Below are 19,448 nucleotides of genomic sequence, written 5' to 3'. Positions count from 1 at the left end.
GATTAGCTCGACGGGACTGGCCCGTTTGCGCCTGCAGGACGCGTCAGCGCAATGCCGAGCGCTAGGATCAGCGGTACCACCCAACTGCGCGCGTACATGTGCGGCGCCGCGTTGGAGAAGATCAGGAACGACAATGTCACCGCAATCAGCAATGCGGCGGCCGCACGGTCCGTCGCGAAACGCCGTATCGCGACCGACACCGGCACAAGCATCATCAGCAGCCAGCCGAACAGGGACAAGAGCCCCCCTTCAGCCCAGGCGAGCAGATAGATGTTGTGAACCGGCGCGCGATCGATGCTGACGACGCGATACTGATCGACGCCAAGGCCGACCAGCGTCGTGTCGCCGACGATGTTCCACGCCTCGCGCACCAGTTCCATCCGCCCGGCGAACGTCCCCGCCTGGCTGATGTCGCCCTGCACGAGCGCGGTCGCTACGCGGTTCTGGAAGGTCGCGGGAAGCGCGATTCCGGTGGCGGTCATGGCGCTCGCAAGCGCGACGATACCGATCAGCATGCCGATCGACCGTCTTCCCCAGTCGAGCAGCAGGAAAGCCAGCGCTCCCACCGCGGTGCTCGCGAAGCCGGTGAAGGAACCCGACAGCAACAGCCCCGATCCGAAGATCCCCAGAATGGCAAAGGCGACAGGCAGCTTCAGCTGTCCGATCCGCGCAAGGTAGAGGACGAAGGGCGTCGTCATCGCGATCATCGCTGCGTTCCAGTTCGCGTCCGCCATGAACGCGCCCAGCCGCTGCGCTCCGGTGATGAACTCGAAGCCGAAGTGCCTGGCCTGCTCGTGCGACGCGTCGGTGGCATAATAGACGATGGTCCCGAACAGCTCCATCGCGGCGACGCCAGCGATCAGCGCCATCACCGCAAGAATCAGCGATCGCCGCCGCTCGCGCAGCAGCAGCGCAGGCAGCAACGCGAAGGCGAAGCCGTATTGGCCGGCGACGATGATCCAGCGCAGCGGGTCGCCATTGACTACGCTGCCGATGAAGAAACCGAGCAGCAGACCCGCCAGTCCCAAAAGCCAGAGCGCCGACCAGTCCTGCAGCGGGCGGACCACGATCCCACGCCCGGCGAGCAGCAGTATCCCGGCGATGCAAAAGAGCGCGTCGCTGAGCGTGAACAGATAGGGCGGCACCACCCGCCAGACGACATAGGGTGAGAGGAACACCGCCAGCAGCAGCATGGGCGCCGCCAGCCGCAGCATCGCATGGTGATAGGAGGTCCGATCCTGATCCTCGGCCACCCAGACGGACGAAGCGATATCGCTATAGCTCATGACGCGGTCTGGACAGGGCTGGTCCAGGCGCCGAGGTCACGCCCGAGCGTCCGCGCAAGTTGCTCGATATCGTCGCGGTAGAAGTCGGCCAGCCGTCTGCGCGTGTCGTCAGACAATGGCGGGTAGCGGACCGGGCGCGCGATCAGGCTGCGCGCTCCTTCGAACAGGCGATTGCCGCGTAACGGCGCAGCGAGCCGTTTTACGGGTGTCGGCAATCGCCGCAACGCAAGCGGAACCAGCGCCGAAGCGCCGTCATTCACACGCGCCTCGATCCGTGCGCTATCCGTCTGAGGTGGAAGCGCTAGCATATCGAACACATCCGCCGCGACTGCCGCCGGATCGCGCTTGATCTCGTCGTGCAGGATCACCTTCATCTGCGCGGCGGGAAAATGGTCGAGGAAGCGGCGCAGGTGGCGGCCGTAAAGCCCGTCCTCGAGGAAACGCCGTTCGGTCGCGCGTCTGCCGTCGAGATGACGGTCGATATCGCCATCGACCTGGCCGCGCCGGAACAGCATGCAATAGTCGGAATAGGCCCGCTCGACCGGATTGCGCAGCTGCGCGATCAGCCGGACCGACGGGAGCAATGCCGCTATGCGTGCCGCCGCTTCGGGATGCGCGAGATAGTCGGCGGACTTCTCCGCGACGAGTTGACCGGGCCGGGCGTCGGCGAACAATGATCGATACCATTCCTCGCCGCGGTGGAACTCGCGGCTGAAATAATGCGGCTCCGGGCCCGGCATGCAGACGTCCGGCCGGGTGCGAAGCTGGTGGGCGATCCATGTCGTCGCCGCTTTGGCGGCTCCAATCACGATCAGCTGCGGGAGCGGCGGTGACTCCATCGATGTCCCTCGTCAGGCGGTGGCGCTTGCGATCACCGATGCGACGATCGCTCCCATCCGCTCGACCATTGCGGTGTCGAGCGTCGGGTCGACCGGCAGCATCAGGCTGGTCTCCCCCAGAGTTCGGGAAACGGGCAGCGGATTCAACGGCACGGACGGGCTACCGACAAAGGCTTGCTCGCGGTAGATTTCGGGGCAGCTGCCCGTGCCGCACGGTACGCCGGCAGCAATGCAGGCGCCGACGATACGATCACGGGTCCACCCCCGCGCCAGCCGCTCGGGATGCACAAAGGCATAGTATTTGTAATAGGCGTGCCGGACACTCGACGGCGGCAGCGTCAACCGCACCGCGCGAAGCGGCGCCAGCGCCGCGTTCAGGATGCCTGCATTGCGCTGACGGGCTTCGATCCAACCGTCCAGCTTCGCGAGCTGGCAGAGGCCGATCGCGGCCTGCATCTCGGTCATGCGATAATTGCTGCCCAGGCTGCCGTGCAGCCAGCGGAAAGTGCCGGGCGGGCCGATCACTGCGCCGACATGCGGCGACTTGCCATGGTCCTTGTAGGACCAGGCACGCTCCCAAAGCGCGTGGTCGTGCAGCACCAGCATGCCGCCCTCCCCGCCCGTCGAGATGATCTTGTCCGTGCAGAAGGAAAAGGCGGCGGCATCACTGCACGCGCCGACCGGAAAATCGCCTTGGACTGCGCCATGGGCCTGCGCGCAATCCTCGATCACGAACAGCCCCATTGCACGGGCCAGAACCATGATCTCCTGCATCGCGGCAGGCCAGCCCGCGAGATGCACGACGATGATCGCGCGGGTACGCGGCGTCAGGGCGCTCGCGATCGTGTTCGCGGTCAGGGTCTGCGTATCGGGATCGACATCAGCGAAGGCAGGGATTGCGCCTACCGCGGCGACGCAGCTCGCCGACGCCATGAAGCTGCGCGCCGGCACGACCACCTCGTCCCCGGGCCCGACCCCGAGCGCACGCAGCGCCAGCTCCAGCGCCAGCGTCCCGTTCGCCACGGCGATCGCGTGAGAGGCATTGCATTTCTCGGCAAAGGCCTGCTCGAACGCATGGGTCTGCTCGCCATGATGTAGCGAATTCACCTTGCCGCTGCGCAGGATCGCCGCGACCGCGGCGATTTCTTCCTCGCCATGAACCGGCCAGCGCGACCGGATCTCGCCGCCGCCTTCTGGGACTGCAGTCCGCGGTGCCGTCAGGGTTGCAGGGCGGGCATGGGCGGTCGCCATCTCAACCCGCCTGCGCCATGATTGCCGGGCGGCGCGCGCCAACGACCGCGATATCGGCCACCGGCGCGCGCCTACGGTCGAGCAGGCCAGTCGCGATCGCCACGCACGCGGCGTCATCTGCCTCGTCGCTCGCCCGTTCAAGCGCATCGAATGTCTTGTTCAGTGTCCGCAGCGGGATCGGCCGCGGCTCCGCCTCGAACACACCCGGGATCGACGACGGCAAACGCGACTCCTCGGCATCGAACAGCTCCTCGTAGAGTTTCTCACCCGGCCGCAGCCCGATGATATCGATCCCGACATCAATCTCGGGATCGAGACCGGCGAGCCGGATCATGCGGCGCGCGATGTCGATCACGCGGATCGGCTCTCCCATGTCGAGCACGAAGATCCGTCCGTGCCGCATCCCGTCACGCAGTCCGCGCGAGGCGCTCTGCAAGATCAACTGTACGGCCTCGTGCACCGTCATGAAGAAGCGTTCGATTTCCGGATGGGTGACCGTGAGCGGCCCGCCCCGGCTCAGCTGACGCTGGAACAAAGGGATGAGTGACCCACTCGACCCCAGCACATTGCCGAACCGCACGGTGATGAACCGCGGCGCTCCGGGATCATCACTGCCGGCCAGATCGAGCGCCTGACAGTAGAACTCGCCCAGCCGCTTGGTCACGCCCATGAAACCGACCGGGTTGACCGCCTTGTCCGTCGAGACCTGCACCATCGCAAGGGCGCCGTAGAACCGCGCCGCATCCGCCACGTTGCGCGTGCCCAGCACATTGGTCTGGACGCCGGCTGCCGGGTGCATCTCGACCAGTGGAACATGCTTCAGTGCCGCAGCGTGAAAGACCAGCTCCGGGCGATGCTCGGCGAACACCTGCATCAATTGGCGGCGCTGGCGGATCGAACACAATACCGGCGTGCACGACACCTGCGGATGGCTCTCGCGCATCTCGAGGTCGGCGTCGTAGAGGTTGAACTCGTTCGCATCGAGCAGAATGAGCCGGGCAGGACCATGTTCGGCGATCTGGCGCGCGAGCTCGCGTCCGATCGTGCCGCCGGCACCGGTGACCAGGATACGGCGTCCACCGATCATGTCAGCGACCGCACGATCGTCGAGCACGGCCTGAGGCCGCCCAAGAAGGTCCGCGACATTGAGGAAACGGAAGTCGAGGCTGGCACCTGGCTCGGGCGCGAAGCCGATGAATCCCGGACGGTAGGCGATCTCGAGATCGAGGCTTTGCGCCTGCGCGACGATATTGACCATCGCCATCCGCTGAAGCCGCTCGACCGGACCTGCGAAGATCAGGCAGGCCGGACGCGCATCCCTGGCCGTGAGACTGCCGACCACGCTCACGAGGTCAGCAGGCCGCCCGACCACCGGCACGCCGCGTACCCGGGCCCCGGTATGCGCACCGGTTTCGTCGAGGATTCCGACCGCGCGGAACGCTGCATTGGGCTCACCCTCGAGCTGCCGAAGGAGCTGCTCGATATCGTCGCTCGATCCGAAGAGCAGCGCGGTGCGCTTGGGATGCTCCGGGTTCGCCGCCGATGCGGGCGGATGGAAGCGCCCGCCCAGATATTCGGCAGCGAGGCGTCGCGCCATGCGGACGCCGCCCATCAGTACGACCAGCACCAGCCACTGGATCACCGGGATCGATCGCGGCAGCCAGCCCGCGCCGCCGATCAGGATCAGGAGCAGGACATAGGCAAGGATCGCCACGGTCGCGGCCTTGACGACCTCGAAGACCTCTTCGGTCGAGGTATAGCGCCAGACCCGCCGATGCAGCCGCATCGCGGCGAAGGTGACCAGCGCGACGACGACGAACAGCGGCATCGCGGCGAGATGCTCGTTCAGCACCTGTCCCGCGCGCAGCGAACCGACCCGCAGACTGATCGCGGCAATCAGCGAAACCGCCGCGATCACGCCGTCGATCAGATAGATGAGCGACGCGCGGATCAGCGATGAGGATCGGTTTTCGAGAGTAATGGTCATTCCGCTGCTCCGTCCCCAAGCCGTCACCGCTTGCGCGGTTGCGCCCGGGATGCCCGTGATCGAGCGAGGTTAACTGCGAAGCGAGGGGCCAATAAGCCGGGCATAGAGATTGCGTTCTAAAGGACAGGGCGATCACCTTTTGGCCGGCCGCCTACCCCTTCTCGATCTTGCGCAGGAAAATGAGGGGCATCGTCGGATCGGTGGCCTAATCCGGCGCGCGTACCGCCATCGATCTTGAGGCGCAGCGAAACCTTTCGGCCAGCGACACTGATTCCTTTGGGCAGTGTCCGAAGTTGCCGTGGTGAGCAGGTGTCCGATGCGCGACAGTCCCCGCTTGTTTGAACACCTGCTTGTTTGAATAGGGGCCATCCGATCGATGCAACTGGAGCGACGAACCACCGGGGTTTCGGAAAGCATCGCGTCGCTCGGGACGCGGGGCCATGGCAGCGTGCACCCTGTCCGGCCGCGGCGCACGCGCATCTGCTTTCCCTTTGCAGGCGGGCTTATCGGCGGAAGCCATGTGTCGGCACTGAAACTCGTCCAGTCGCTTGATTCGACGGAGTTCGAGCCTCTGGTTCTCCTCCACAGCCTTGAAGGCCCGCTGCTCGAATTCATCCAAAGCGCAGGCGTCCGCTTCGAACTCGCGCCGCCTGTCCACGTCTGGCGGCCGGGTGATCCGCTCGCGCTGCGCCAAGTTGCCCGCGCACTCCCGGACGCGCTTCGCATGCGCGCGTTCCTGAAACGGCGGGGCATCAGCCTCGTGCACACGAACGAGGGTCCGATGCACGCGACCTGGACGCTGCCTGCCCGACTCGCAGGGGCCGGTCATATCTGGCACCACCGCGGCAATCCACGCGCAAGGGCATTGCGGCTGCAGGCGCCGCTGCTGGCCAGCCGGGTCCTTTGCGTCTCGAAGTTCGCAGCGCCCAAGGCAGGGCTCTGGTCGGCGCATCGCAAGTCCACGGCAGTCTACAGCCCCTTCGATACCTCGATCGCGCAGATAGATCGTCAGGCAGCGCGCACCGCGCTCGACGCGCGGCTCGGTATCGGTCCGGAAACCGTCGTCCTGGCCTTTCTCGGGCAGTTCGCGACGCGCAAACGCCCCCTCGTCTTCGTCGAGACGATTGCCGCGCTGCGCCGCATGCGGCCTGATCTCCCGCTGATCGCACTCATGCTGGGCGAAGAGTTCGAGCCCGGTATCGAAGCGCAGATCCGCGCGCGGATCGAAGCGCTCGGTGTGGGCGACCTGATCCGCATGATGGGGTTCGTTCGTCCGGTCGAGCCCTGGCTCGCGGCCTGCGACATGCTCGTGGTCCCCGCGGTCGAGGAACCCTTCGGGCGGACGCTGATCGAAGCGATGCTGGTCGGCACGCCGGTCGTCGCGGCCGCTTCCGGCGGCAATATCGAGGCGATCCGCAATCGCGGCACCGGCATCCTCGCGCGCGTCGATGATCCAGACGATCTGGCGGCGCATATCCTTGATCTGATCGATCATCCACAGCTGGCGGAGACGATCGCTCATCGCGCGCGGCAGGAGGCGTTGACCAAGTTCAGCGTCGAACATCACGTCAAGAAAGTCACTGCAATCTATCGGGAGGTGCTGGCGGAATGACTGAGCGCGCCTGTCACACAGCATCGGCGATGCCGGGTCTGGTGCAACACCTCACCACGAGCCTCGATGTCGGAGGCGCGCAGGCGATGCTGGTGAAGCTGATCGAGGCCAATATCGCCAAGCGCAAATGCGCGCGTCCCGCTGTGCTTTCGCTCATGCGCCCCGGCACGTTTGCACAACGCCTGCGGCAGACGGGTTGCCCGACCTATACGCTTGGCATGTCGCGGGGCGTTCCTGGTCCGGTCGCGACGCTCCGCCTGTTACGGATCACCGCCATGCTTCAACCCGACATTTTGCAGGGCTGGATGTACCACGGCAATCTCGCCGCAAGCGTCGCAGGCCTCGCCGCGGGGCGGAAGGTTCCGATATTCTGGAACGTGCGTCACTCGCTGGCCGATCCGATGGTGGAGAAACGCAGCAGCCGCGCGTTGTTCGCGCTCAGTGCGCGTCTGTCGCGATCCGTGCAGGGGATCATCTACAATTCGCGCACTGCGGCACAGCAGCACGCAGCGATCGGCTTCGACCCGTCGCGCGCGATCCACATCCCCAACGGGTTCGATCTGTCGACCTACCACCCCGATCCGGCCGCCCGCGCACGGCTCGAAGCGATCTTCAACCTCACCCCCGGGGGTATTCTGATCGGCATGGTCGCCCGCAATCACCCGATGAAGGATCATGCGACGCTGGTCCGCGCCGTCGCGCGCGCGCGCTCGGCAGGCCATGATCTGCGGCTGCTGTTCGTCGGGCCAGGCATGGACCGGCCCGATCCGTCGCTTTCCCAGACGATCGCGCAATATCTGCCGGCCGGAACCGCGACGCTTGCTGGAGAGCGGACCGATCTCGCCAGCTGGCTGCCGGGGCTTGACCTCCTCGCGCTCTCCTCCGCCTGGGGAGAGGCGTTCCCCAATATCCTGGGCGAGGCGATGGCATGCGGCGTACCGTGCATCGCTACCGATATCGGCGACAGCGCCTGGGTGGTCGGAGAAGGTGGCCTGATCGTCCCCCCGCGCGACGCCGAGGCGATGGCGGTGGCGATCGAGCGGCTGGCTGCACTCGACACCGGCGCGCGGCGGAACCTTGGCGCTGCCGGGCGCGCGCGCGCGATCGCGCATTTCGATATCAACGACATCGCAGTCCAGTACCGCCGACTGTACGCCAGCGCGGTCGAGCGGGCCACGAAGGATACCGCCCCCGCCAGCACGAATGCGCTGGCCAGCGACGCGGGAGTGAGCCGGCTATGAGGGTTCTCGTTCTAGCCAGTCTGGCCTATTCGCTGGTCAACTTCCGCGCCGCGCTGCTGCGTGAGATGGTCGCCGAGGGGCATGAGGTCATCGCCTGCGCGCCGGATGAGGATCCGGCGACGATCGCGGAGCTGGCAGCGATGGGCGTCCGTTTCACCTCGGTGCCGATGGACCGGGCCGGAACCAACCCGATCCGCGACCTCGCCACCTTGCGTGCGCTGGTCCGGACTATCCGGCGGGAAGCCCCCGACATCTGCCTCGCCTACACGCAGAAACCAATCATTTATGGCGGCATCGCTGCGCGGATCGCCGGCGGGAGTACCCGCTTCTTCGCGATGGTCAGCGGATTGGGGCATGTCTATTCGGACGACCGCCCGGTAAACTGGCCGCACCGGATGCTGCGATCGGCGGTCTCGATGCTCTATCGCACGGCGGTTGCCCGCGCGGCAGGAATCTTCGTCTTCAATGCCGACGATGCAGATGAGCTGCGCCGTCACCGGATCGTCGGGCGGGATCGCCGGATCGTCCAGGTTCCCGGCTCGGGCATCGACACGGCGAAGTTTCCACATGTTCCGATACCCGCGGGACCGCCCGTCTTTCTCCTGGTCGCGCGGCTGATGCGCAACAAGGGGATAAGCGAGTTCATCGAGGCCGCATCCACTGTCCGGGCGCGATACCCCGAAGCAAGCTTCCGAATTCTCGGCCCGCGTGAGTCCGGATCCGCCGGCTTCACCGCCGAGGAGATCGATGCCTGGGGTACGCAGGGCATCGAATATCTCGGCGCGACCCGCGACGTGCGTCCCCATCTCGCGCAATCAAGCGTGTTCGTACTCCCGTCCTGCTACCGCGAAGGATTGCCGCGCACGATTCTCGAGGCGCTGGCGACCGGCAGACCAGTCATCACCACCGACACACCAGGCTGCCGCGAGACTGTCGTCCCGGGCGAAAACGGCTTGCTCGTGCCGCCACGCGACGCCCCGGCGCTCGCCCGTGCGATGGAACAACTCGCCGGTGATCCGGAACGCGTCCGGTCGATGGGCGCACATTCGCGGCAGCTGGCACAGCAGCGCTTCCGCGTCGAGCGCGTCAACGAACAGTTGCTGTCGGAGATGGGGCTGGCCGGCACCTCGCTGGCACCGGGCCGGCACCGCGCACTGGGAGACTATCGCCTCGCCGAGCGCGGACTCGCCGTACTGGCACTGATTCTCGCCACGCCGCTTCTCCTGCTCGTCGCGGCCGCCGTGGCGCTCGCGCTCGGACGGCCGGTGCTCTTTCGCCAGCGGCGCGCCGGTCAGGGCGGACATGCGTTCGATCTCGTCAAGTTCCGCTCGATGGCGGCCGCAGGTGCCCACCCCCTCCCCGACGCCGCTCGCCTGTCGTCCTTCGGCAGGCTATTGCGCCGCACCCGGCTCGATGAACTGCCCGAGCTGTGGAACATCGTCCGCGGCGAGATGAGCTTTGTCGGTCCACGGCCGCTGCTTCCCGAAACGGTGGCGGCGATGGGAAAGGCCGGTGCGCGGCGCGGCCAGGTCCGGCCGGGGTTGACGGGCTGGGCGCAAGTGAACGGCAATGCGCTGCTAAGCGATTCCGACAAGCTAGCACTCGACCTCTGGTACATCGACAACCGCTCGCTGACGCGGGATGGCAAGATCATTCTCCGCACCTTCACCATGCTGGCTCGTGGCGAACGCGTCAGCCCCGCCAATATCGGGAGAGCCTATGCGCGCGTTGCTGATCGGCGCGGTTGAAGGTACGCGCGTCGCGGCGGAGGCGATTGCCCGGGTTCCGGACTGGGAACTGGCCGCGATCGCAACCCTGCCCGCGGCGCTCGCCACTCGCCATTCCGATTTCGTCGATCTGGCGCCTGTTGCCGCGCGCCACGGTGCGACACTGCTTCCCGTCGAACAGTGCAACGCGCCAGCCTTTCTCGAGCAGGTGAAGGCGATCGCCGCCGATATCGTCTTCGTCATCGGCTGGTCGCAGATCTGCGGGCCGGAATTTCGCGCCGCCGCGGGCGGACGCGTGGTGGGCTACCATCCTGCCCCACTGCCCCGTCTGCGCGGACGTGCCGTCATTCCCTGGACGATCCTGCTCGACGAAAAGATCACTGCGTCGAGCCTGTTCTGGATCGACGACGGCATCGACAGCGGCCCCCTGCTCGCCCAGCGTTTCTTCCACGTTGCTCCGGCCGAGACCGCCGGGTCGCTCTACGCCAAGCATATGGCTGCGCTCGACAAGATGCTCAGCGAACTGCTCCCGCGGCTGGCACGGGGCCCGGTTTCCGGCGAACCGCAAGACGAAACCGTCGCGACCTGGGCAACCCGCCGCCGCCCGGATGATGGGCGGATCGACTGGCATGCACCGGCCGCGGAGGTCGAAAGGCTGGTCCGCGCGGTCGGACACCCCTATCCGGGCGCGTTCACAGATGCCGGCGGCGATCGCATCACGATCTGGGCCGCGCGTGCCTGTGACTGCGCCGGGCGCCAGCATGCCCGCGCCGGTCAGATCGTCCTGCGCGACACGGAAGGCTTTGCCGTCCGCTGCGGCGACGGTCGTGCGCTCCACGTGCTCGACTTCGAGACCGCGGCCCGCGGACCTGCGCTCCATAGCGTGCTGGGGACCGGACGATGACCGGGGCGCTGACGAACATGGGCACCGTGCTGGTCATTGCGCCGCACCCTGACGACGAGATCCTCGGGTGCGGCGGCACCATCGCACGCCTCACGGCGGACGGTCAGACGGTCCATATCGCGATCGCCACGCGCGGAAAGCCACCGCGCTACCCGCCGGAGGATGTCGAACGTGTCCGTGCGGAAGCTGCCGCCGCGCACACGCTGCTCGGCGTCACCCAATCGCACTGGCTCGATCACCCTGCAGCCGAACTCGATCGCGTTCCGCATGCGGAGCTCAACGGCTCTATGGGCGCGCTGTTCGAGACGGTAAGGCCTGACACGCTGTTCCTCCCGTTCGCCGGCGACATCCATCTCGACCATCAGCTGACCTTCCGCTCCGCGCTCGTCGCGGCTAGACCGCGGAACTGGCGTTACCCCACACGCATCTACGCCTACGAAACGCTGTCGGAGACCAACTGGTCGGCCCCCTGCCTCGCGCCGGGCTTCGCGCCGAACGTCTTCGTCGATATCCACGAAACGCTCGACCGCAAGCTCGACGCCTTCGCCTGCTATCGATCGCAGGTCTGCGCCTTTCCGAACGAACGCTCGCCCGAAGCGCTGCGTGCGCTGGCGACGCTTCGCGGCGCTACGGTGCATCGGCGCGCGGCCGAAGCTTTCCTGCTCATCCGGGAGGTATCATGATGCACCAGCTCGTTGCAGACCGCACGCTGGATATCCCGCCGCCAACCGGCCCCGACCGGCAACTGACCATGTTGCTATGTTCGGCCGGCCGGCGCGTCGGCCTGCTCCGCGCATTCCGGCGCGCCGCCGCCAACCTGCACGTCGATCTCCAGATCGTCGCGTGCGACGCGCAACCCGAATGGAGCGCCGCGTGCCGACTCGCCGATCTGGCAGTGCAGGTACCCCGCGCCGACTCCCCCAGCTATATCCCGGCGATCGAGGCGATCTGCCGCGAGTACAACGTCGGGCTCGTCGTGCCGACGATCGATCCGGAGCTGCTGCCGCTGGCGGCTGCTCGTGATCGTCTTGCGGCATCGGGCACGACCGTTGCGGTGAGCACGCCTCCGCTGATCGAGATTTGCCGCGACAAGCTACGGACCGCGGATTTTCTGGGCGCGCACGGGATCCCGGTCCCGCGCACGATCGACCTTGCGTCGGCGGATTCGCGCAGCTGGAGCGGCCCGGCGATCGTCAAGCCACGGCACGGCAGCGCCGGACGCGCAGTCACCCGGATCGGCAGTCTCGATATGCTGCCCGGCGCCGCAACCGAACCGATGGTCGTCCAGGAACTGCTCGAAGGCGAAGAGTGGACGGTGAACCTCTATTTCGACGGCGCCGGCACCCTGCGCTCAGTCGTGCCCCATCACCGGGTACAGGTGCGCGCCGGCGAGGTGGAGAAGGGCGTTACCGGCCGGCAGTCGCACCTGATGGAAATCGCCAGGCAGATGGCCGCCTGCCTCCCCGGCCCGCGCGGCGCACTATGCTTTCAGGCCATCACCGCAACCGACGGTTCGGCAAAGGTGTTCGAGATCAATGCGCGTTTCGGCGGCGGCTATCCACTCGCCGACTACGCCGGTGCATCCTTCGCACAATGGCTGATCGAGGAACGGCTGAGGCTGCCGGACACAGCCACCGATGCCTGGGCGACAGGCGTTGCGATGCTGCGGTTCGATGCGGCGATCTTCGTGACGCTATGAGCACCGTCATCGTCTTCGATCTCGACGACACGCTCTATCGCGAACGGGACTATGTGCGCAGCGGCATCGCTGCGGTGGATGTGTGGGTGCAATGGCGGCTCGGCATACACGGGTTCGACGCGACGGCCACAACGCTGTGGAATGCAGGTCGGCGCACGAAGCTTTTCGACATGGCACTGGCCGAACTGGGGGTGACAGCCGATCTCGCCACGATCGCAGCGATGGTCGCCATCTATCGCGACCATCTTCCCCGCATCCGGCTCGCGCCCGATGCGCTTGCCTTCCTTGCCAGCGACCACGGGTTCGGTCTTGCACTGATTACCGACGGCTTCGGCGCAGCGCAGCGGCGGAAGGTGGCCGCGCTTGGCCTGACGCGCTACCCCTTCGACCCGATCGTCTACACCGACGACTGGGGACCGACCTTCTGGAAGCCGCATCGCCGCGCCTTCGATGCTGTCGAAGCGGTGCATCGTGGGCGATCGAACCGCTTCGTCTATGTCGCCGACAATCCAGCCAAGGACTTTCTCGCGCCCCGCGCTCTTGGCTGGGGGACGGTACAGATCGACCGGCCAGATGCCGTCCACCCCCGCGTGGCACCCGGTCCGCCCTATTGCGCTGCCACGCATATCCGGTCCCTGCGCGACCTGACTCAGCAGCGCACCGAGGCCCTGTTCGCTCCGGCATCGTTGGAGGTGGACGCGTGAACATAGCGTTCGTCCTGTCGGCACTGGGAGCGGGCGGCGCGGAACGCGTCATCAGCTCGATCGCCGGGGCTGCGATCGCGCGGGGATGGACCGTGACGGTCATTACCTTCGATGCCCCGGACGATCCGATCTTTCACGCGATCGATCCGCGCGCGCAGCTCATCCGCCTCGCTGTACCGGCAGGGAGCGGCGGCCTCTCCGCCTATGCAGCAGGCATCCGACGCGCGCGCGCGCTTCGGCGCGCGCTCGACGCCGGCAGCTACGATGTCGTCATATCTTTCCTAACCAAGATCAACGTGCTCACCTTGCTCGCGACACTTGGCCGGCACACACCCGTCATCGTCTCGGAGCGCAACAATCCCGATCGCCAGCCAGCCCATCCGCTCTGGCAGATGATGTTGCACCGGCTCTACCCGCGCGCCGCGGGGGTCGTGACGCTCACCGAACGCGGGAAAGCACGGATGCGGATCACGGACAGGTCGAAGGTGACGGTCATCCCGAACCCCATCCCGGCGCTCGCCTTCGAGCCGAGGCGGGAGAAACCGCCACAGCTAGTCGCGGTCGGCCGGCTGACGGAGCAAAAGGGATTCGATCTGCTCATCGATGCATTCGCCGGAATTGCGGCCCGTTTCCCCGACTGGAGCCTCGTCATCTTCGGCGAGGGGCCGGAACGGCCGCGCCTGGAAGCCTTAGTTCGGGACCACGGACTCCAGCACCGGATACGTCTTCCGGGCAATACCGAACGGCACGCGGAATGGATCAGCGCCGCCAGCATGTTCGTGCTCTCCTCCCGCTATGAAGGCTTTGCCAATGTCGTGGGCGAAGCGATGCGGGCGGGTCTGGCCGTTGTCGCCAGCGATTGCGATTTCGGGCCAGGCGAGATGATCGAACAGGAAGTGAGCGGCCTGCTGGTTCCCCCCGAAGACTGCGCACAGCTCGCAACGGCGCTCAGCAGGGTCATGTCCTCCGGTACACTGCTCCGGCGATTGGGGAGCAACGCCAAACGACGTGCCACGCTGTTCGACGAGCGCATCATTCTCGATCGCTGGCTAGGCCTGATTGCCAGTGCCGCAGACCGCCAGCCGGCGACCTCCAGCGGCAAATCCTTTCGATCCGGATCCCGACTTCATGCGTTGATCAGATCGCGCTGAATTCAGCGACACGCGTATAAATTGACACGCATGTAAAAAGAATGGCGGCTCAAACTAAAGCCGCCATTCGAGTGATGGACAGTACCTAACGCACCGTCCAGGTCGCCACATTACTTTAGCCCGTGCTGCGATGAATCAAACTAGGGATTCTACTGATATCCAGCGATATCGATACGGCAAGATACCATTGTCATATATTGGTATTCATCCTGGAACCCACCAATCGTGGTATCAAAGTTACCGACAGTTCCGGATGAAACTTATGATTTGTCCGCGACGATCGTTAACATGATCCGGCGCTCATACTGATCTTCACATAGCCATAGACTGTCTCGAATTGACACCGATACGTTCGTTACCGAAATATATTGGTACATTTTAAACCATGACATTTTTTTCCGGGCTAGGGCTATATAAGAGAGTATTTGGGTCGTCATCGTTAACTAGAAGTAGTCCAGTCGTCCGGAAGGGCGACAAGAATCGACTGCCGTAAATAGCGGTAGGAGGTAATCCATGTTGAGCGAACCCATTCACGTCAATATCATTGGCAAGAACGAGATTGTCAGGGAAGGGCTGAAGCGAATTCTAGCTGACCAAGATTTTTCGGTCGATTGCGCAGTATCTTGCGTCGATGATCTGGACATCGAGAACGAACCCTCGCTCATCATCATCGACGTCAACGACATCGATGAAGGCCTGAGCGTGTGCGCCGATGTGCGCGAACGCTGTCCCAAGCCGCGCATTGTCATCATGACCGATGGGTTCAGCATGGAGGACGTTTCCCGCGCTTTTGCGACGGGGGACGTGGACGGATACCTCGTAAAGGAGATTTCGTGCGATCCACTGGCGGGCGCCCTGCGCCTGACCGCCCTTGGAGAGAAGGTTCTGCCGTCTCAGATCGCCAGTTCGCTCGCCAGTGCGCCTGCCGGCGCGATTTCGCGCTGCTGGGATATGGGCGCCAGCGGAACCAATCTGTCGGCGCGCGAGGTCGATATCCTGCGCTGCCTGGTCGATGGCGAGCCCAACAAGGTGATTTCGCGTCGTCTGAGCATCGCCGACGCGACGGTCAAGGTCCACATCAAGGCGATCCTGCGCAAGCTGCGCGTCCGCAATCGCACGCAGGCGGCGATCTGGGCGGTCAACCGCGGGCTGGCGGGCGAAGCGCCGGTGAATGCGACTCCGGCGCTGCGTCCGCAACCGCCCTTTCCCGCCGCATTGCCCCCGCAAAGAGCGCCAGAGATCCAGCTAGCCAGAGCAAGTTGAAGGCGATGTGGGCGATTCCGGCACCGCTGACGCCAAGCGCCGGGATCGCCACGTAGAGCGTCACGAAGAAGGCAGTTCCAGCCACGATCGCGACGCCCAGGACTTTCGGCTGCAGCCCCATCGTCATCAGCGCAGGCCGGAGCGCGCTTCCCGCGAGGAAGAGCAATGCCGCGATCGACTGGACGACCAGCGGGCCGGCCGCATCCTCGAACTCGGGACCGGCAATCAACCGGATCGCGATGTCGCCGGCAAAGATCACGCCGACGACGAACGCTACGCCAACGCAGAGCGTGAACAGCTCGATCTGTCGGATCGCGTTCGCGAAGCCAAGGAGGTCGCGCCGCGCCCATAGCCGCGCCAGATCAGGAAAGACGACCTGCTGCAGCATGGCGCCGGCTTTCATCGCAGCCAGGGTGAACTTGCGCACCAGTTGATAGATGCCGGCACCGATCGGTCCCGCGACGGCGCCGACTGCCAGAATATCGAGCTCCTGGGTGCTCTTGCGCACCAGCACGGCGCCATTGGCGGAAACGATGAACGTCCAGATTCCCTCGAACTTGCCGGTATTGATCAGCGCGTCGAACCGCGGCCGGATCCGGTAGCCGCGGCGGCGCAGTTCGTGCCACGCCATGACGGCCAGGGTCACGCGCTGGAGGCAAGGGACCGCAATCGCGATCGCCAGCAGTTCCCAAACCGAGCCGCCAAGAGCCCAGACCAGGGCCACGGCGATCAGCCGCAGCACCGCAAGCACCGGATCGACCCAGGCGATGAGCGCGAAACGATCGAACAGGCGCAGGACGCCGGTTGGCGTCGACGAGATACCGAAGGCGACGGCGATGGCGTAGAAGGCAGCCATGGTCTGCGCCTCCGTACCCCATCCGATCCAGCTCCCGACGAGCGGGATGGCGAGCAATGCGACCGCGCCGGCGGCAAGCGCGCCGATGATATCAAGCGCGATTCCGAACCCCACCAGTTCGGCGAAACGATCGTCGTCCCCCGCCTCGAGCGCGCCTGCCCCGTAGCGGATTACCGCTTGCCAGGTCTCAAGGCGAATGATCTGGTCCATGAACCGGCCATAGGCTTCGACCATTGCGAGCAGCCCGAGCAGCGCCGGGCCCAGCATGTGCGCCATCAGCGCGAGCGTCACCATGCCGATCCCGATGGCGGTGGCATTGCCGGAGGCAAGGTGCGCAATCTGGAGCAATGTCCAGCGGATGCGCGATCGCCCCCCGCGGCTGCTCGTTTCCATGGGGCGTACCATTCCCTTACCAGCGCAATCGATGCCGCAGGTCTGGCGGTCCGGGAAACCGATTTCTAGGCGAGCAAGCGGGATAGCCCCACTGGGGTAGTGCCTGCCACCCCGACGATACCTGACAGCCCTTTCCCGCATGCGCGCATACCCGCAATCGCCCCATTTGCCCCTTCTGACCAATATCCGCCGGGCGCAGGCAGCCTAAGCTCCTCCACCAGCCGCGGTGGCGGGGAGTTGGCCGATGAACATGCAGGAACGAGCGTTGATGGAGATGCGCCCAACTGAGGTTGCCGTACCGCAACAGGCGTCCGGCGTCGATTTTCTGCGCGTTCTGCGCCGGCATCAGCGGCGACTGATCATCACCTTCCTCGTGGTGATGGTGCTTACCGCGCTGGCGCTGGTGTTCATCGAACCGCGCTATCAGGCAACTGCGGTGATGCGCGTCGATGTCGAGGAATCGGGGCTGCAGACGGAGGACGAAACCGCCGCCTCGATCCGCGACGCCGAACTTCGGCGCGAACATCAGATCGAAACGCAGATCCAGCTGCTCCAGTCGCGCCCGGTCGCCCGGCAGGTGGTGCGAGACCTCGCGCTCCACGACGATGCCGAATTCAATCCCGACGCCAATCCCGACAAGAAGACGGGCTGGGACCGCTTCCTCGACCGCCTGAAATTCTGGAAGGGCGATGCGGTCAAGGCAACGCAGACCCCGGCGGGCACCGTCTCGCCACAGCTGGTCGAGCGCACGACCGACCGGCTACTCGAGGTGCTCGATGTCGCCCAGGACGGACAGTCCAGCTTCATCGACGTCACCGTCACCTCCAGGCACCCGGAGAAGGCCGCGTTGATCGCGAACAAGATCACCCGCGTCTATGTGAAGACTCAGGTGGAGGAACGCCAGGCTGCGATCCGCCGCCGTATCCAGACGCTGGACGAACGCGTCACCGAATTGCGCGATCAGCTCGTCTCCACCGAACAGACGATCGCGTCCTACCGGCGATCGCACGGTCTCGACGCCGGTGCTGGCAGCCAGGCGGATGCGGCGCAGATGGGACGCGCGGCGGCCGAGCTCGCCGCGATCCGAGGCCAGCGCGCCGAAAGCGAACGGCGAAGCGGATCAGCCGGGCAGATCATGTCCCCGCTGCTTGCGGACCTGCGCAGCCAGCAGGCAACGGCACAACGCCGCCTGGGCGAACTGACCACCCTCTACGGCAGCGCGCATCCGGACGTGCTCAAGGTGCGGGCAGAACTCGCGCAGCTTGACGGGAGCATAGCCCGGGAATCCGGACGGGTCGGCGCCCAGCTTGCCAACGAGGCATCCGCTCAGCGCTCGCGCGAGGCACAGCTGGCCGGGGATCTCGCTTCGCTCCGCGCCCGCTCGCTCAATGACATTGCGGAGGGCGTGCCGCTCGCCGATTTGGAGCGGAACGCGCAGGCGACACAGACCGTCTATCTCGCGCTGCTCGGGCGGCTGAAGGAAATCACGCGCAACGAGAAGACCGTCAAGGCAGACGCGGCGATCGCCTCGCCGGCGCTTCAGCCGACGCAGCCGAGCTTCCCTCGGCGTACCCAGATCATGGGCGCCGCCGCTGCCGCTGCGCTCATCTTCGGAATGATCATCGTCATGCTAAGCGAAGCGCTCGACACGCAGGTGCGCAGTGCAGCCCAGGTCTGGGCGATCAGCGGGCTACCGACGCTCGGCATGATCCCGGAGCTCCCCAAAAGCCGGCGACGCATGCCGACCCATCTTCGCGTGATCGGCCAGCCCTATTCGGTCTTTGCCGAAGCCATCCGGTCGGTCGAAACGCGGATGGGACGCAACGCGACACGCGCGACGGGCAATATCGTGCTCGTCACCTCGCCGCTTCCCGACGAAGGCAAGACGAGCGTGTCGATCGGGCTTGCCGCCGCCGCCGTCGCGCGCGGGCGCCGCGCCATTGTCGCCGATTTCGATCTGCGCCGCCCCGGCCTGGCCGGCCTGCTCGAAGACACGTCGGGCGAGAAGGATTTGCTGGACTATATCCGCGGCGATGCGGAGATCGACGAGATCATCTTCACCAGCAGTTCCACGCCGGCGGTGCATGGCGTGAAAGCGAACAGGCCCGCGCCAGACCCGGGCGCGGCGATCGCCTCGCCGCGCGTAGAAACCCTGTTCGCGATCCTTCGGGACCGCTACGACCTCATCGTCATCAACACGCCCCCCGTCCTCGCAGTGAGCGATGCGCAGCAGCTTGCGCGGTTCGCCGAGCAGAGCCTGCTCGTCCTGCGGTGGGGCCGCACCACGCCGGATCTGCTGCGATCGGCGATCCTGCAGTTCGGCGAAACGCTGACTGGGGTCGTCTTCAACCGCGTGCGCTATCGCAAGCATGCGCGGCTCGATTACGGGGACGGCATTCATCAATATCATCGCTATGCGCGCGACGACCAACCCTATGCGCTCCTGCGCAACCCGCTGCTGCGGTTGCGCGGCCGCCGTTCGGAGCTGGCCTGAAACGGACGGATCGCGCGATGGCCGGACGGAGATCAAGAGTC

At 65.7% G+C, this 19,448-nt stretch carries 14 protein-coding genes and 1 pseudogene; 10 read left to right on the top strand and 5 right to left on the bottom strand.

The window, feature by feature from the left end:
- Nucleotides 1-2: 2 nt before the first annotated feature.
- The 4 genes from BDW16_RS20225 to BDW16_RS20210 are packed head-to-tail and all read right to left on the bottom strand — an operon-like array spanning nucleotide 3 to nucleotide 5,363.
- Entirely contained in the window at nucleotides 3-1,286 is a 1,284-nt protein-coding gene (locus BDW16_RS20225; protein WP_066580992.1) for an O-antigen ligase family protein, read from the bottom strand.
- Nucleotides 1,283-2,125, bottom strand: coding sequence for a sulfotransferase family protein (locus BDW16_RS20220; RefSeq protein ID WP_066580994.1), 843 nt, complete (start codon nucleotides 2,123-2,125; stop codon nucleotides 1,283-1,285). Before BDW16_RS20220 ends, BDW16_RS20225 begins: the two co-directional genes overlap by 4 nt.
- A 12-nt stretch (nucleotides 2,126-2,137) precedes the next feature.
- Nucleotides 2,138-3,376, bottom strand: a complete 1,239-nt coding sequence (locus BDW16_RS20215) for a DegT/DnrJ/EryC1/StrS family aminotransferase (protein WP_066580995.1) — start codon at nucleotides 3,374-3,376, stop codon at nucleotides 2,138-2,140.
- Nucleotide 3,377: 1 nt separating this feature from the next.
- Nucleotides 3,378-5,363 carry a polysaccharide biosynthesis protein gene (locus BDW16_RS20210; RefSeq protein WP_066580996.1) on the bottom strand — a complete coding sequence of 662 codons (1,986 nt, stop codon included), beginning with the start codon at nucleotides 5,361-5,363 and terminating at the stop codon, nucleotides 3,378-3,380.
- Between the two features lie 520 nt (nucleotides 5,364-5,883).
- Between BDW16_RS20210 and BDW16_RS20205 the strand changes: the two genes are divergently transcribed.
- From BDW16_RS20205 to BDW16_RS20165, 9 genes are all read left to right on the top strand, one after another.
- Entirely contained in the window at nucleotides 5,884-6,975 is a 1,092-nt protein-coding gene (locus tag BDW16_RS20205) for a glycosyltransferase family 4 protein (protein ID WP_157926365.1), read from the top strand.
- Nucleotides 6,972-8,216: a glycosyltransferase gene (locus BDW16_RS20200; RefSeq protein WP_083629723.1), complete on the top strand. Its 1,245-nt coding sequence runs from the start codon at nucleotides 6,972-6,974 to the stop codon at nucleotides 8,214-8,216. The genes BDW16_RS20205 and BDW16_RS20200 overlap by 4 nt, the downstream gene beginning before the upstream one ends.
- Nucleotides 8,213-9,964: a sugar transferase gene (locus tag BDW16_RS21760; RefSeq protein ID WP_100362814.1), complete on the top strand. Its 1,752-nt coding sequence runs from the start codon at nucleotides 8,213-8,215 to the stop codon at nucleotides 9,962-9,964. The genes BDW16_RS20200 and BDW16_RS21760 overlap by 4 nt, the downstream gene beginning before the upstream one ends.
- On the top strand, nucleotides 9,936-10,847 hold the full coding sequence (locus BDW16_RS20190) for a methionyl-tRNA formyltransferase (protein ID WP_066581000.1): 912 nt from the start codon (nucleotides 9,936-9,938) through the stop codon (nucleotides 10,845-10,847). Before BDW16_RS21760 ends, BDW16_RS20190 begins: the two co-directional genes overlap by 29 nt.
- Nucleotides 10,844-11,530 (top strand): PIG-L deacetylase family protein, encoded by a 687-nt coding sequence (locus BDW16_RS20185; protein ID WP_066581002.1) that lies wholly within the window; start codon nucleotides 10,844-10,846, stop codon nucleotides 11,528-11,530. The genes BDW16_RS20190 and BDW16_RS20185 overlap by 4 nt, the downstream gene beginning before the upstream one ends.
- Nucleotides 11,530-12,546, top strand: a complete 1,017-nt coding sequence (locus BDW16_RS20180; protein ID WP_083954430.1) for an ATP-grasp domain-containing protein — start codon at nucleotides 11,530-11,532, stop codon at nucleotides 12,544-12,546. Before BDW16_RS20185 ends, BDW16_RS20180 begins: the two co-directional genes overlap by 1 nt.
- Nucleotides 12,543-13,250, top strand: coding sequence for an HAD family hydrolase (locus tag BDW16_RS20175; RefSeq protein WP_083954427.1), 708 nt, complete (start codon nucleotides 12,543-12,545; stop codon nucleotides 13,248-13,250). Before BDW16_RS20180 ends, BDW16_RS20175 begins: the two co-directional genes overlap by 4 nt.
- Nucleotides 13,247-14,401 (top strand): glycosyltransferase family 4 protein, encoded by a 1,155-nt coding sequence (locus BDW16_RS20170; protein WP_241230572.1) that lies wholly within the window; start codon nucleotides 13,247-13,249, stop codon nucleotides 14,399-14,401. The genes BDW16_RS20175 and BDW16_RS20170 overlap by 4 nt, the downstream gene beginning before the upstream one ends.
- 513 nt (nucleotides 14,402-14,914) lie before the next feature.
- Entirely contained in the window at nucleotides 14,915-15,664 is a 750-nt protein-coding gene (locus BDW16_RS20165) for a LuxR C-terminal-related transcriptional regulator (RefSeq protein ID WP_083629724.1), read from the top strand.
- 358 nt (nucleotides 15,665-16,022) lie between these two features.
- Here BDW16_RS20165 and BDW16_RS21995 read toward each other — a convergent pair.
- Nucleotides 16,023-16,913, bottom strand: a pseudogene (locus BDW16_RS21995) (oligosaccharide flippase family protein); the annotation flags it as partial.
- 244 nt (nucleotides 16,914-17,157) lie between these two features.
- On the opposite strand from BDW16_RS21995, the gene BDW16_RS20155 reads away from it, so the two are divergent.
- Entirely contained in the window at nucleotides 17,158-19,407 is a 2,250-nt protein-coding gene (locus tag BDW16_RS20155) for a GumC family protein (RefSeq protein ID WP_083954429.1), read from the top strand.
- Nucleotides 19,408-19,448 lie beyond the last annotated feature (41 nt).

The sequence above is a fragment of the Sphingomonas koreensis genome, from assembly GCF_002797435.1.
In the GTDB taxonomy this organism is placed as follows: domain Bacteria; phylum Pseudomonadota; class Alphaproteobacteria; order Sphingomonadales; family Sphingomonadaceae; genus Sphingomonas; species Sphingomonas koreensis.
The sequence above is the reverse complement of the archived record's forward strand: the minus strand, read 5'-3'. Positions and strand labels throughout refer to the sequence as shown.